The sequence below is a fragment of the Paraburkholderia sp. LEh10 genome (genome assembly GCF_017814945.1).
GTDB lineage: Bacteria > Pseudomonadota > Gammaproteobacteria > Burkholderiales > Burkholderiaceae > Paraburkholderia.
The window spans coordinates 42400-56555 of the sequence record NZ_JAGIPX010000035.1; the positions used below are offsets into that span (position 1 = coordinate 42400).

At 65.3% G+C, this 14156-nt stretch carries 10 protein-coding genes; 8 read left to right on the plus strand and 2 right to left on the minus strand.

What is annotated here, in order from left to right; all coding sequences use genetic code 11:
* Positions 1–502: 502 nt before the first annotated feature.
* On the minus strand, positions 503–2206 hold the full coding sequence (gene recJ, locus J8I87_RS26130; RefSeq protein WP_209934943.1) for a single-stranded-DNA-specific exonuclease RecJ: 1704 nt from the start codon (positions 2204–2206) through the stop codon (positions 503–505).
* Between the two features lie 34 nt (positions 2207–2240).
* A complete protein-coding gene (locus tag J8I87_RS26135; RefSeq protein ID WP_209934944.1) occupies positions 2241–3341 on the minus strand; it encodes a regulator in 1101 nt (366 codons plus the stop codon).
* A gap of 344 nt (positions 3342–3685) precedes the next feature.
* Between J8I87_RS26135 and J8I87_RS26140 the strand changes: the two genes are divergently transcribed.
* The 8 genes from J8I87_RS26140 to eno all read left to right on the plus strand — a co-directional run bounded on the left by J8I87_RS26140 (position 3686) and on the right by eno (position 13989).
* The gene (locus J8I87_RS26140) at positions 3686–4939 is read left to right on the plus strand and encodes a lipoprotein-releasing ABC transporter permease subunit (protein WP_209934946.1); all 1254 of its coding nucleotides are present in this window, start codon (positions 3686–3688) and stop codon (positions 4937–4939) included.
* Positions 4932–5675: a lipoprotein-releasing ABC transporter ATP-binding protein LolD gene (lolD, locus tag J8I87_RS26145; protein ID WP_209934947.1), complete on the plus strand. Its 744-nt coding sequence runs from the start codon at positions 4932–4934 to the stop codon at positions 5673–5675. Before J8I87_RS26140 ends, lolD begins: the two co-directional genes overlap by 8 nt.
* 46 nt (positions 5676–5721) lie before the next feature.
* A complete protein-coding gene (locus J8I87_RS26150; RefSeq protein ID WP_209934948.1) occupies positions 5722–6510 on the plus strand; it encodes a TatD family hydrolase in 789 nt (262 codons plus the stop codon).
* A 92-nt stretch (positions 6511–6602) separates the two neighbouring features.
* The gene (locus J8I87_RS26155) at positions 6603–9095 is read left to right on the plus strand and encodes a DNA internalization-related competence protein ComEC/Rec2 (protein WP_209934949.1); all 2493 of its coding nucleotides are present in this window, start codon (positions 6603–6605) and stop codon (positions 9093–9095) included.
* A 51-nt stretch (positions 9096–9146) separates the two neighbouring features.
* Positions 9147–9941 carry an alpha/beta fold hydrolase gene (locus tag J8I87_RS26160; protein ID WP_209934950.1) on the plus strand — a complete coding sequence of 265 codons (795 nt, stop codon included), beginning with the start codon at positions 9147–9149 and terminating at the stop codon, positions 9939–9941.
* Between the two features lie 112 nt (positions 9942–10053).
* Positions 10054–11715 (plus strand): CTP synthase, encoded by a 1662-nt coding sequence (locus tag J8I87_RS26165; protein ID WP_209934952.1) that lies wholly within the window; start codon positions 10054–10056, stop codon positions 11713–11715.
* Positions 11712–12566, plus strand: coding sequence for a 3-deoxy-8-phosphooctulonate synthase (gene kdsA / locus J8I87_RS26170; RefSeq protein ID WP_209934953.1), 855 nt, complete (start codon positions 11712–11714; stop codon positions 12564–12566). The genes J8I87_RS26165 and kdsA overlap by 4 nt, the downstream gene beginning before the upstream one ends.
* A gap of 139 nt (positions 12567–12705) precedes the next feature.
* A complete protein-coding gene (eno, locus tag J8I87_RS26175; protein WP_209934954.1) occupies positions 12706–13989 on the plus strand; it encodes a phosphopyruvate hydratase in 1284 nt (427 codons plus the stop codon).
* Positions 13990–14156: the final 167 nt, after the last annotated feature.

Genomic DNA, 14156 nt, shown 5'->3' on the forward strand with positions numbered 1-14156 from the left:
GAGGCACTGGTTCGCGTCCGTTGCCATCGGCACCAACTTGCGTCCGACCTTGTCCGGCGCCCGCGGCACCGGCCCACGACACCAGACATTTCACCGCCGTCGTTGGCGTCGGGGCGCATAAGACCGCGGGGCAAGTGCCGGGCTCGGAACGTTGAGGGCCCGTGGGTAAAAACAAGTACTGGCGGTGTGAGCCGCTTTCTTTGCTTACTTTCTTTGCGGCGGCAAAGAAAGTAAGTGCCGCCCCGCACAGGGGCAACGCCCGCGCCGGTAGGCGCATCGCGGATGCCCGCGATAGCGGCAAAGCAAACCGCTATCGCAGATGCCAGCGCAAAGGCAAAGTAAACCGCATTCGCGGATGCCCGCGAAGGGCAAAACCGAACTACATCGCGGATGCCCAATCCAAAGCAAAAAACCAAACGGCAACACACGTGCCGCAACAACACAACACAAACCAAAATTATAACGGATCAACACACAACAAACGCCGCGACGCAAGTCGCCTCTAGATTGCGTGTTCGACAATAAGCTGCACCCGCGACACCCCATTCCACGAATCCGCCGAAAGCCGATAGGCGACGGTGGTCCGCGCCGGCAGCGGCTGCGTATGATTGAACCAGATCGCATTGAACCGCTGGCGGCCGCGCATCAACTGCAGCTTGAGATGCTTGTCCTTCACCAGCGCCTGCGACATCACATCGAATTCGCCCGAAAAAACAGGCGCCGGGAATCCCTGTCCCCACACCGCCGCGTCGAGCATCTCGACGAACTGCGGCGTGAAATATGCATCCTCCAGATCACCGTCCGTCTCCACCGTGCGCGCGAGCACGTCCTGGGTCAGCCACTCGCGTCCGATCTGCTCGAACGCCGCCGTAAAGCGCGGCAGCTCCGCCGCGGCGATCGTCAGGCCCGCCGCCATCGCGTGGCCGCCGAACTTCGCGATCAGTCCCGGCTCGCGCTTCGAGATGAGATCCAGCGCATCGCGCAGATGGAAGCCCGGAATCGAGCGTCCCGAGCCCTTGATGGTTTCGCCGTGCTCGTCGGCAAGCGCGAACGTGAACGACGGCCGGTGGAACTTCTCCTTCAGCCGCCCGGCGACGATCCCGATCACGCCCTGATGCCAGCCCGGATTGAACAGCGTGATCGTCGTCGAGCCGTCGGGATCGACGGACGCCAGATCGTCGAGCGCCTGTTGCTGCATGCCCGCCTCGATTTCGCGCCGCTCGCGGTTCATCGTGTCGAGTTGCTGCGCGAGTTCCCATGCGCGTCCGATGTCGTCCGTCGTCAGGCATTCGATGCCGAGCGACATATCCGAAAGCCTTCCCGCCGCGTTCAGGCGCGGCCCGAGCGCGAAGCCGAGATCGAAGCCCGACGCGTTGCGCGCGTCGCGGCCAGCGGCGCGAAAGAGGGCGGCGATGCCGGGCTGCATGCGTCCATTGCGCACGCGCTGCAGGCCTTGCGCGACCAGCACGCGATTGTTGCCGTCGAGCTTCACGACGTCGGCGACCGTGCCGAGCGCGACGAGATCGAGCAGGCCATCCAGACGCGGCTCCGGGCGCGCGTCGCCGAACGCGCCGCGCTTGCGCAACTCGGCGCGCAGCGCGAGCAGCACGTAAAACATCACACCGACGCCCGCGATGCATTTGCTCGGAAACGTGCAGCCGGGCTGATTCGGATTGACGATCGCGCGTGCAGCGGGCAACTCGTCGCCGGGCAGGTGGTGATCGGTGACGAGCACGTCGATGCCGAGCGCATTCGCCGCCGCGACGCCGTCGACGCTCGCGATCCCGTTATCGACGGTGATCAGCAGATCGGGTTTGCCGCCCGGCCGCTTCGCCGCGAGCGCGACGATTTCCGGCGTGAGGCCGTAGCCGTATTCGAAGCGGTTCGGCACGAGGTAGTCGATCTGCGCGCCGAACATTCGCAGGCCGCGCACGGCGACTGCGCAGGCAGTCGCGCCGTCGCAGTCGTAGTCCGCGACGACCAGCATGCGGCGCTGGCCTTCGAGCGCATCGGCAAGCAGCGTCGCGGCCGCCTCACAGCCTTTGAGGGACGTGGGCGGCGTGAGGCGCGCGAGCCCGGTTTCGATGTCTTCGGGCAGACACACGCCGCGCGACGCATAAAGGCGTGCGAGCACGGGATGCAAGCCGTGGCGGATCAGCGCTTCGGCGTCGGCGGGGGAGCAGGTGCGCGTAACGATTCGAGTCATGCGGCCAAATCCGAAAAAGATGCGGGAAAACAGTTCATTCGATGAAGAGCGACGCGAACAGACGGCGCCGCCAGAATTTGCGCAGATCGCCGCGCGTGATGTTCAGTGTCACCGAGCCGGTGTCGCCGCACAGCGTCAGGCCGAGCTCGCCGAGCTCGCCCGCCTGCAGCGCGGCCAGCGCGGGCGCGAACCAATCGCGCTCGAGGGACGCGAACGCGGCGTTCCAGCGGCCCCAGTCCTGCTCGATGAACGGCGCGGAAAACGGATCGAGCTCGACCAGCGTCGCGGCGGCGCTGCGGTTCGCGCTGTCCGCTCGCCAGGCGTGGCAGGAAGCGGGCGGCGCGCCGATCGCGGCCTTTGCAGCGAGTGCGAGGCCGCGCGTGGCCGCCGCATCGGACAGCACCCGCGTGAAGCCGCTCGTGACCGGCTGAGCCGCGCCTTGCGCATGGAACCAGATCGAATTGACGGCAGGCAGGCCGCGCGCCTCGCGCGCCTCGTTCACGGGATGCTCGAACCAGGCCATCTGCACCTCGTTCTGCAGCTTCATCCACGCTCGCGAACGCTCGCCCGTGTGCGCTTCGTGCGGCAGCCAGATTTCGATGTTGCGGCCGCTCGCGCGCAGCGGCGACGCGCCCGCCAGCGTGCCGAACGCGTCGCTCGACAGATACCAGCGCGCCGGCCGCGGCGCCTCGATGCGCACGCCCAGTTCCTCGATCAGCGGACGCGCGACGTCGAACAGCGTGTGCGCGTCGTCATCCGACAGGTCGAGCGACGCGGGATCGATCAACACCAGATGGTCGTGCGCGATCCGCACGTGCACGGGCTGCACGCAAGCCCACGTCGCGTCGCCCGGGTTGCCGCCGTCGGCGAGCAGCATATACGGCGCGAGCGGCGCCTCATCGGCGGCGGCCGTGCCCGCCGGCACCGCGCCGAAGCTGCGCGCGACCCAGCGCTCGTGCGGCAGCGTGCGCTGGAAGTCTTCGCCGATCACGCGCTCGACGAGCGTGGCGCGGGCGATCAGTTTGTCGAAGGCGGGAATGTCGAGCGAGTGCAGCGCGGTGGAGGCGTCGGCTGCGGCGGGCAGCACGAAGGGCAGAAGAAGGTGCAGTCGGTTGGCATTCATGATGCTGCGCATTGTATGGCAAACTTCGCCCCGTTGATCCGCGTCGGCGGGCGATGCGACGTGCGGCTGCGACGATGGCTCTCGCGTGCGTCTCGTGCGTCTCGCCGGTGTTGGCGGCCTGGGCGGCGGGGTTGCGCCGGCGCGTACAATTCGCGCAACGACGGCGCAGCGATCCGGCGGCGGCGCCCGCGCCGCCTCGGGAAAGCTGACGCAACGCGCGCCCGGGACACCGCTTCGGAACCATCGGCCGCAATTCGCGCCCAATCGACACGGCTTTCGCGCGCCTGTCATTTTTGCGGCGCGCGTGGCGGCCGTGCCAATGCAGAACAGCGCTATCACGCTGAGAAAGGACTCGCTTGAAACTTCCATACGAATGGCAGATTGGCTGGCGCTACACGCGTGCCGGCAAACGCACCACGGGTAACGGCTTCATTTCGTTCATCGCGCTCGTGTCGATGTCGGGCATCGCGCTCGGCGTCGCCGCGCTGATCGTCGTGCTGTCGGTGATGAACGGCTTCCAGAAGGAGGTGCGCGACCGCATGCTGTCGGTGCTCGCGCACGTCGAAATCTTTTCGCCGACGGGCTCGATGCCGAACTGGCAGTTGACGGCCAAGGAAGCGAAGCAGAACAACGAAGTGATTGGCGCGGCGCCGTACGTCGAGGCACAGGCGCTGCTCACGCGCCAGGACGCCGTGAGCGGCGTCGCGCTGCGCGGCGTAGAGCCGTCGCTGGAGCCGGAAGTGTCGGACATCGGCAAGGAGATGAAGGCGGGCAGCCTCAACGACCTGAAGCCAGGCGAGTTCGGCATCGTGCTCGGCGCGGATCTGGCGGGGAACCTCGGCGTGATGACGGGCGACCGGATCACGCTCGTCGCGCCCGAAGGCACGATGACACCCGCCGGCCTGCTGCCGCGCCTGAAGCAGTTCACGGTGGTCGGCGTGTTCGAATCGGGCCACTACGAGTACGACAGCACGCTTGCGCTCATCAATATCAAGGACGCGCAGGCGCTGTTCCGGCTGCCCGCGCCGACGGGCGTGCGTCTGCGCCTGAAGGACATGCAGCGCGCGCCGCAAGTCGCGCATCAGCTCGCGCGCACGCTGTCCGGCGACCTGTATATCCGCGACTGGACGCAGCAGAACAAGACCTGGTTCTCGGCGGTGCAGATCGAAAAGCGCATGATGTTCATCATCCTCACGCTGATCATCGCGGTGGCGGCGTTCAACCTGGTGTCGTCGCTGGTGATGACGGTGACCAACAAGCAGGCCGATATCGCGATCCTGCGCACGCTCGGCGCGCAGCCCGGCTCGATCATGAAGATCTTCGTCGTGCAGGGCATGACGATCGGCTTCGTCGGCACGGCGATCGGCGTCGCGCTCGGCTGTCTGATCGCGTGGAGCATTCCGTGGCTCGTGCCGATGATCGAGCACCTGTTGCACGTGCAGTTCCTGCCGCCGTCGGTGTATTTCATCAGCGAGCTGCCGTCGGAGCTCGTGCCCGGCGACGTGGTCAAGATCGGCGTGATCGCGTTCCTGCTGTCGTGTCTCGCGACGCTCTATCCGAGCTGGCGCGGCGCCAAGGTGCGTCCTGCGGAGGCGTTGCGCTATGAATGATCGTCCGAACAACAACCTGATGGCATCCGGCGAGATGGGTCTGCATCCGTACGTGCTCGAAGCAACGGGCATTTCGAAAGCGTTCGTCCAGGGCGGCCTGAACGTGCAGGTCTTGAACAACACGCAACTGTCCGTGCGGCGCGGCGAGAAGCTCGCGATCGTCGGCGCGTCCGGCTCCGGCAAGAGCACGCTGCTGCACGTGCTGGGCGGACTCGACGATCCGAGCACCGGGCATGTCGAAGTGATGGGCAAGCCATTCACGAAGCTTTCCGAGCGCGAGCGCAACGACCTGCGCAATCGCGCGCTCGGCTTCGTGTACCAGTTCCACCATTTGCTGCCGGAGTTCAGCGCGCTCGACAACGTCGCGATGCCGCTGCGCATCCGGCGTCTGACGACGGAAGACGCGCGCAAGCAGGCATTCGACATGCTGGAGCGGGTAGGGCTCGCGCATCGCGCGAAGCATCGTCCGGGCGAGCTGTCGGGCGGCGAGCGCCAGCGTGTCGCGATTGCGCGCGCGCTGGTCACCAAGCCCGCCTGCGTGCTCGCCGACGAGCCGACGGGCAACCTGGACGGCGGCACGGCCGACACGGTCTTCAACCTGATGCTCGAATTGTCGGGCACGCTGTCGACCAGCTTCGTGATCGTCACGCACGATCCAGATCTGGCCGCGCGCTGCGACCGGACGATGCGTCTGCGCGACGGCGTGCTGCACGAGGAGCCGACCGTCCCCGTCTGACGCGCAGACGCATTCCATCGACACTCATCGCCACGAGGCCGCGCGCATGTGGATCGACACACACTGTCATCTCGACGCTTCCGAGTTCGACGCGGACCGCGACGCCGTCGCGGACGCGGCGCGCGAAGCGGGCGTGAGCCGGATCGTGATTCCGGGCATTGCGCGAGGCAACTTTTCGACGGTGCGCGAACTGGCGCATCGCGTGCAGGGCGGCGCATACGCGCTTGGTATTCATCCGCTTTTCACGCCGCAGGCGCAGCCTTCCGATCTCGACGTGCTGCGCATGGAGATCGAGGCGAGCCTCGACGATCCGCTGTTCGTCGGACTCGGTGAAATCGGGCTCGACTACTTCGTGGCGGGGCTCGACGACGAAACCCAGCAGTTCTACTACAACGAGCAGCTGAAGCTCGCGCGCGAGTTCGATCTGCCCGTGATCTGCCACGTGCGCAAGTCGCAGGATCAGGTGTTGAAGGGCTTGCGGCGCAACCAGGTGCATCGCGGCATCGCGCATGCGTTCAACGGCAGCTTTCAGCAGGCGCAGGCGTTCATCGACCACGGGATGCATCTCGGCTTCGGCGGCAACGTGACGTTCGAGCGCGCACTGCAGATCCGGCGGCTCGCGGCGCAGTTGCCGCTCGACGCGCTCGTCGTCGAAACGGATGCGCCCGATATCGCGCCCGCGTGGCTGTACAGGCAGCGCAACACACCTGACCAGATTCCCGCCATCGGCGCGATCCTCGCCGGGCAGCGCGGCATCGACAAAAACGAGCTGGCGATAGGCACAACGGCCAATGCGCACGCTGCGTTGCCGCGGCTCGCGCTTTCCCCGGCATAATCCTCGTCTGGCTTTTGACGGTTTCTGTCGCCATCGATGCTTCGGGTTCCTGACGAACGGCGTGCGGCGCGGGCGACGGACGCGGAGGTGGCATGCGGGCAGTGTGGTGCGGGTTTGCGTTGGGTGTCGTGTGGCTGCAGCAACAGGCTGAGTTGCCCGGCTGGCTGGGATGGCTCGGTCTTTGCGCGGGCTTCGGCGCGGCGATGGCGGTCGCCGCGCTGTGCTTTCGCCGCGGCGGCGCGTGGCGCGCTCGCATCGGCTGGGGCGCGGTGCTGCTTGCCGCGGCGTGCGCCGGATTTGGCTATGCGGCGTGGCGCGCGCAGACACGGCTCGCGTTCGAGTTGCCGCATGCATGGGAAGGGCGCGACGTGGCCGTGCGCGGCTGGGTCAAGGGTTTGCCCACGCGCAGCGCGGACGGCGCGCGTTTTCTCTTTGCCGTCGAATCGGCCGATGCGGCCGTCGAGCGCTTTCCCTGCACGCTGCAACTGTCGTGGGTCGCCGATGGAGCGCCTCCTCCGATGCTCGAACCGGGCTCGCGCTGGCGCCTGGATGTGCGGCTCAAGCGTGCGCACGGCAACGCGAACTGGGGTGTGCGCGACGCGGAGGCAACCTTGCTCGCGCGCGACGTTCGGGCGACGGGCTATGTGAGCGCGCCGTCGCAGGCGGTGCGTCTCGCGGGGGCGGCGAACGGCGTCGGCGTAACGGTCGACCGCTGGCGCTGGGCGATCCGCGAACGCATTGCCGCCGTGCTCGCCGATGCGCCGCATGCGGGGATCGTGGTCGCGCTCGCAATCGGCGCGCAGGACGCCGTCAGCGCCGCCGACTGGCTCTTGATGCGGCGCACGGGCACGAGTCATCTCGTTGCGATATCCGGCTTGCATATCGGCTTTGTCGCCGGCCTTGCGGGCTGGTTGATGGGCATGTTGTGGCGGCGTTCGTTCTTTGTCGGGCGTGGCTGGCCGCTGCGCTTGCCCGCGCAGAAAGTGGCCATCGGCAGTGGCGCGCTGTTCGCCGCGTTTCACGCGGCGCTGGCCGGCTTCAACGTGCCGGCGCAGCGTGCGTTGTGGATGGCGGGCACGGTCGCGCTGGCGTATCTCGGCGGACGGCGTGTCGCGCCTTCCGTCGTGCTCGCGTGGGCGCTTGGGCTCGTGCTGCTGGTGGACCCGTGGGCGGTGACGTCGGCGGGCTTCTGGCTGTCGTTCTGCGCGGTTGCGGCGATTCTGTTCGCGATGTCGGGCTCGGCACGAACTGCTGGAAACGAGTCCCAGTCCGACGAAGCGAGCGGGGCTCAATTTGTTCGTCGCTTTCTGATCGCTTTGCGCTCGTGGACGGCGAAACTGGCCGGGCGCGTGCGCGGCGGCGCCCGCGTGCAGTTCGCGGTGACGGTTGCGCTCGCGCCGCTGACGATCTACTTCTTCTCGCAGGTACCGCTGATCGGCCCGCTCGCGAATGCGTTCGCGATTCCGTGGGTCAGTGTGCTCGTGACGCCGGCCGTGATCGCCGGCATTGCGTTGCCCGCGCCGCTCGATGCGCTCGCGTTTCGTGTCGCGCATCAATTGCTGGAACTGCTCGCGAGCGGATTGCAGTTGCTGTCGGGGCCGGCGTGGACCGTGTGGCAACTGCCGCAGCCGGGCGCCTGGTCGATGGCGGCAGCGGCCGTCGGTGTCGTCTGGTGTCTCGCGCCTTCCGGCTGGCCATTGCGCTGGGCCGCGCCGCTCACGTGGCTGCCGCTGCTTGCGCCCGCATCGGCCGCCCCCGCGCAAGGCGCGTTCCGGCTGACGGCGCTCGATGTCGGGCAAGGCTCGTCGATCGTCGTCGAGACGGCACACCACACGCTGCTGTTCGATGCCGGTCCAGGTCCCGAATCGACGCATGCGGGCGAGCGCATCGTCGTGCCTTATCTGCAGGCGGCGGGTATTGCGGCGCTCGATGCGCTGATCGTCAGCCACGCTGACTCCGATCATTCGGGTGGCGCGCCCGCCGTGCTCGAAGGCGTCGAAGTGCGCCAACTGCTGGCGGGCCTCGCGCCGACGCATCCTTTGTGGCGGGAGGCGAGCGCGAAGGGCGCGCAAACCGTGCGCTGCGCGGCGGGGCAGCGCTGGCAATGGGACGGTGTCGACTTCGCGATCCTCTGGCCCGACGCCCAGCCGCTGGAGGGCAAGCCGAATGCGCATTGCTGTGTGCTGCGGGTCGGCGCTGCGAGCGTGCCGGCGCGCGACGGCGAAGCAAAGCCGCTCGCAGCCTTGCTTGCCGCCGACATCGAGGCGGGCGTCGAGCGCACGCTGCTTGCGCGCGAGCGCGATGCATTGCGCGCGCAGGTACTGCTCGTGCCGCATCACGGCAGCAAGACCTCGTCGACTGAACCGTTCCTCGACTCTGTCGAGCCGTCCATCGCGGTATTTCAGGTAGGCTATCGCAACCGGTTTCGTCACCCGTATCCGGGCGTCTACGAGCGGTATCGGGCGCGCGGCATCGAGCTTGCGCGCAGCGACGACGACGGCGCCGCGCGTATCGACGCGAACGGCGCGACGCTCACGCTCGAACGCTATCGGCAGACACATCGCCGGTACTGGATGGATCGGTGACGGACGCTCGTCGGCGCGATCGAGAATAATCTAAAACGGAGGCAGGAGCGCTTGAAGAACATCATCCATTTCTCTCATGCAAACGGATTTCCTGCGTCGACGTATCGGACGATCTTCGCGGAACTCGCGGACGATTACGAGTTGCGCTATATCGAGCGGATCGGACATAACGTCCGCTATCCCGTCACGCGCGACTGGCCGCATCTGGTCGAAGAGTTACTGGATGACATCGGGCGCGCATATGACAATCCCGTGTGGCTGGTGGGTCATTCTCTCGGCGGCTATCTGTCGCTGATGGCCGCGCTCAGGAAGCCGCAGTGGGTGCGGGGCGTGGTGATGCTGGATTCGCCCGTAATCGCCGGCTGGCGCAGCAACATGCTGCTGATGTCGCAATGGACGGGGCTCGACGAGCGGCTCTCGCCCGCGGCGGCGACGCGCACGCGCCGCACGCGCTGGGCGAGCCGCGACGAAGCGTGGCGGCATTTTCACGCGAAGCCCGCTTTCGCGCGCTGGGATGAGCGGATGCTGTCTGACTACATCGAGTTCGGAATTCCACAGACGGGCGCGGATGGTTCACGCGAGCTGGCCTTCGACCGGCAGACGGAATATCGAATCTACAAGACTTTGCCGCATACGTTCGGAAGCCGTCTTGCACGCGGTGCGCCCGTTCCCGTCGGCTTCCTCGCGGGGACGCGCTCACGGGAAGTGCAGCAGGCCGGACTCGATGCCACCCGGCGGCTGGCGGGCGAGCATTTCGAGTGGATCGAGGGCAGCCATCTGTTTCCGATGGAGCGGCCGATCGAGACGGCGCGCGCCCTGCAGCGAGTGTTGCGCACGCTGGAATGACGCCGCTTTCCTGCGTCAAAAAGCACGTTCGGTCGGCGTGAAGTCGCCGCCCCAGGTATGGGCTGGAAGCACACGTTCGGGTATAATCCGTTTTTCCCGCGAGCATCCAGCGATGACCAAATATGTTTTCGTCACCGGCGGCGTAGTTTCTTCCCTCGGCAAGGGTATTGCCGCCGCTTCCCTCGCCGCGATCCTCGAATCGCGCGGTCTGAAAGTCACCCTCCTCAAGCTAGATCCCTACATCAACGTCGACCCCGGCACGATGAGCCCGTTTCAACACGGCGAAGTGTTCGTGACGGAAGACGGCGCTGAGACGGACCTCGACCTCGGCCACTATGAGCGCTTCATCAGCACGAAGATGCGCAAGGCCAATAATTTCACCACGGGCCAGATCTACGAGTCGGTGATCCGCAAAGAACGCCGCGGCGATTATCTTGGCAAGACGGTGCAGGTCATCCCCCACATCACGAACGAAATCCAGGCTTTCGTCGAGCGCGGCGCGGCATCCGCGACGTGCGGCGAGCCGGATGTCGCGATCGTCGAAGTGGGCGGCACGGTGGGTGACATCGAATCGCTGCCGTTCCTCGAAGCCGCGCGTCAGATGAGCCTGCGCCTCGGCCGCAACAGCGCATGCTTCGTGCACCTTACGCTGGTTCCGTTCATCGCCACCGCGGGCGAACTGAAGACCAAGCCGACGCAGCACAGCGTGCAGAAGCTGCGCGAAATCGGTATCTATCCGAACGTACTGCTGTGCCGTGCGGACCGTCGCATTCCCGACGACGAGCGCGCGAAGATCTCGATGTTCTCGAACGTGCCGGAAGATGCCGTGATCTCCGTCTGGGACGTCGACAGCATCTACAAGATTCCGCAGATGCTGCACGACCAGGGCCTCGACGAGCTGATCTGCGAAGAGCTGAAACTGAGCGCGAAGCCGGCCGATCTGTCGATCTGGTCGGAGATGGTCGAGAAGCTCGAAAACCCGAAGAGCGAAGTGACGATCGGCATGGTCGGCAAGTACGTCGAACTGACGGAATCGTACAAGTCGCTGATCGAAGCGCTGCGCCATGCGTCGATCCATACGTCGACCAAGGTCAACATCGAATACATCGACTCCGAAGAACTCGAAGAGAACGGCGTCGACAGCCTCAGTCATCTGGATGCCGTGCTCGTGCCGGGCGGCTTCGGCCGTCGCGGCACCGAAGGCAAGATCAAGGCGATCCGCTACGCACGAGAAGCGAAGGTGCCGTATCTCGGCATCTGTCTCGGCATGCAGCTGGCTGTCATCGAATTCGCACGCGATGTCGTGGGCCTCAAGGATGCGAACAGCACGGAATTCGACACGAATACGCCGAATCGCGTGGTAGCACTGATTACCGAGTGGTACGACCGCGAAGGCAAGGTTGAGAAGCGCACGGAAGAATCCGATCTGGGCGGCACGATGCGCCTCGGCTCGCAACGTTGCCCGATCAAGCCGGGTACGATGGCCGAAGAGATCTACGGTAAGGATGTGAACGAGCGTCACCGCCACCGTTATGAAGTCAATAACCGCTTCGTGCCCCAGCTCGAAACGGGCGGCCTTATCATCAGCGCCCGTACTCCGAGCGAAGATCTGCCGGAAATGATGGAGCTGCCGCGTTCGATGCACCCGTGGTTCGTCGGCGTTCAGTTCCACCCCGAGTTCACGTCGACGCCGCGCGACGGCCATCCGCTGTTCAAGTCATTCGTCGAAGCGGCGCGCGCCCATCGCGAAGCGAGCCTCGAGGAGAAGGTATGAAACTGGGCGATTTCGAAATCGGCCTCGACGAGCCGTTTTTCCTGATCGCGGGCACCTGTGTCGTCGAATCCGAACAGATGTCGATCGACACGGCCGGCAAGCTGAAGGAAATCTGCGCGAAGCTGAATATTCCGTTCATCTACAAGTCTTCCTACGACAAGGCCAATCGCAGCAGCGGCAAGTCGTTCCGTGGCTTGGGAATGGATGAGGGCTTGCGCATCCTGTCCGAAGTGAAGCGTCAGCTTGGCGTGCCCGTCCTGACCGACGTCCACAGCGAGCATGAGATCGAGCCGGTTGCGGCCGTGGTCGATGTGCTGCAAACCCCTGCGTTCCTGTGCCGTCAGACGGACTTCATCCACGCGTGCGCGCGTTCGGGCAAGCCCGTCAACATCAAGAAGGGCCAGTTTCTTGCGCCGCACGACATGAAGAACGTGATCGACAAGGCGCGCGATGCGGCGCGTGAAGCGGGCCTGTCGGAAGACCGCTTCATGGCGTGTGAACGCGGCGTGTCGTTCGGTTATAACAACCTCGTGTCTGACATGCGCTCGCTCGCGATCATGCGTGAAACGGGCGCGCCCGTCGTGTTCGACGCGACGCATTCGGTGCAGCTGCCGGGCGGACAGGGCACGAGCTCGGGCGGCCAGCGCGAGTTCGTTCCTGTGCTCGCGCGCGCCGCTGTTGCAACGGGCATCGCAGGCCTCTTCATGGAAACCCATCCGAATCCGGCTGAAGCCAAGTCGGACGGTCCCAATGCCGTGCCGCTGCATCGCATGGCCGCTCTGCTCGAAACGCTGATGACGCTCGATCAGGCCGTGAAGCGCACGCCGTTCCTCGAGAACGACTTCAATTGATGCACGCGCGCGAGTCACGCCGTCGTCTGGCGTGGCTCACGCGCACTAACCCGATGGTCGTCGAACGCGTCCGGCCGCAAGCAGTCTTAGCGAACTGGACGTCTCACCTTAAGAATTCATCGTCATTTCAGAGGAAACCATGAGTGCTATCGTAGATATCATCGGTCGCGAGATTCTCGATTCGCGAGGCAATCCCACTGTCGAATGCGACGTGCTGCTCGAATCGGGCACGATGGGCCGCGCGGCTGTGCCGTCGGGCGCATCGACGGGCTCGCGCGAAGCGATCGAACTGCGCGACGGCGAAGCCGGCCGCTATAGCGGCAAGGGCGTGCTGAAGGCCGTCGAGCACATCAACACCGAAATCTCCGAAGCGATCATGGGTCTCGATGCTTCCGAGCAGGCTTTCCTCGACAAGACGCTGCTGGAACTCGACGGCACCGACAACAAGTCGCGCCTCGGCGCGAACGCGATGCTGGCCGTGTCGATGGCCGTCGCGAAGGCCGCCGCAGAAGAAGCCGGCCTGCCGCTTTACCGCTACTTCGGCGGCTCGGGCGCGATGCAGTTGCCCGTGCCGATGATGAACATCGTCAATGGCGGCGCGCACGCGAACAACAGCCTGGACATCCAGGAATTCATGATTGTCCCCGTCAGCCAGCCGACGTTCCGCGAAGCGCTGCGCTGTGGCGCCGAAGTGTTCCACGCGCTGAAGAAGATCCTGTCGGACCGCGGCATGAGCACGGCGGTGGGCGACGAAGGCGGCTTCGCACCGAACTTCGGCAGCAACGACGAGTGCCTGTCGACCATCCTGCAAGCAATCGAAAAGGCCGGCTACCGCGCCGGTGAAGACGTGCTGCTCGCGCTCGACTGCGCCGCGAGCGAGTTCTACCACGACGGCAAGTACCAGCTGGCGGGCGAGGGCCTGCAGCTGTCGTCGGCGGAATTCACGGACTACCTGGCAACGTTGGCCGACAAGTTCCCGATCGTGTCGATCGAAGACGGCATGCACGAAAGCGACTGGGAAGGCTGGAAGCTCCTCACCGACAAGCTCGGCAAGAAGATCCAGCTGGTCGGCGACGACCTGTTCGTCACGAACACGCGCATCCTGAAGGAAGGCATCGAGAAGGGCATCGCGAATTCGATCCTGATCAAGATCAACCAGATCGGCACGCTGACGGAGACCTTCGCTGCGATCGAAATGGCCAAGCGCGCCGGCTACACGGCTGTGATCTCGCACCGCTCCGGTGAAACCGAAGATTCGACGATCGCGGATATCGCCGTCGGTCTGAACGCGGGTCAGATCAAGACGGGTTCGCTGTCGCGCAGCGACCGTATCTCGAAGTACAACCAGTTGCTGCGCATCGAGGAAGATCTGGGCGATATCGCCAGCTACCCGGGCAAGTCGGCGTTCTATAACCTGCGCTGAATCTCGCCTGAGCGATGCACCTTGAGGCCGTTTGACGGGCAAGCGTGACGCTTCCTGTCAACATTTCCGTCTCAATAACCGTTAAACCGGTTATGCTTCGCTACTGATTCACCCTTGCCGCCCTGCGTAAAGCGCAGGGCGGCGCGTATTCAACCCTGCAATTCACT

What these genes read in the sequence shown, in the direction of transcription:
- eno (WP_209934954.1), top strand. Translation starts at nt 12,706, where the DNA reads ATGAGTGCTATCGTAGATATCATCGGTCGCGAGATTCTCGATTCGCGA.
- recJ (WP_209934943.1), bottom strand. Translation starts at nt 2,206, where the DNA reads ATGACTCGAATCGTTACGCGCACCTGCTCCCCCGCCGACGCCGAAGCG.
- J8I87_RS26150 (WP_209934948.1), top strand. Translation starts at nt 5,722, where the DNA reads ATGTGGATCGACACACACTGTCATCTCGACGCTTCCGAGTTCGACGCG.
- kdsA (WP_209934953.1), top strand. Translation starts at nt 11,712, where the DNA reads ATGAAACTGGGCGATTTCGAAATCGGCCTCGACGAGCCGTTTTTCCTG.
- J8I87_RS26165 (WP_209934952.1), top strand. Translation starts at nt 10,054, where the DNA reads ATGACCAAATATGTTTTCGTCACCGGCGGCGTAGTTTCTTCCCTCGGC.
- lolD (WP_209934947.1), top strand. Translation starts at nt 4,932, where the DNA reads ATGAATGATCGTCCGAACAACAACCTGATGGCATCCGGCGAGATGGGT.
- J8I87_RS26135 (WP_209934944.1), bottom strand. Translation starts at nt 3,341, where the DNA reads ATGCGCAGCATCATGAATGCCAACCGACTGCACCTTCTTCTGCCCTTC.
- J8I87_RS26155 (WP_209934949.1), top strand. Translation starts at nt 6,603, where the DNA reads ATGCGGGCAGTGTGGTGCGGGTTTGCGTTGGGTGTCGTGTGGCTGCAG.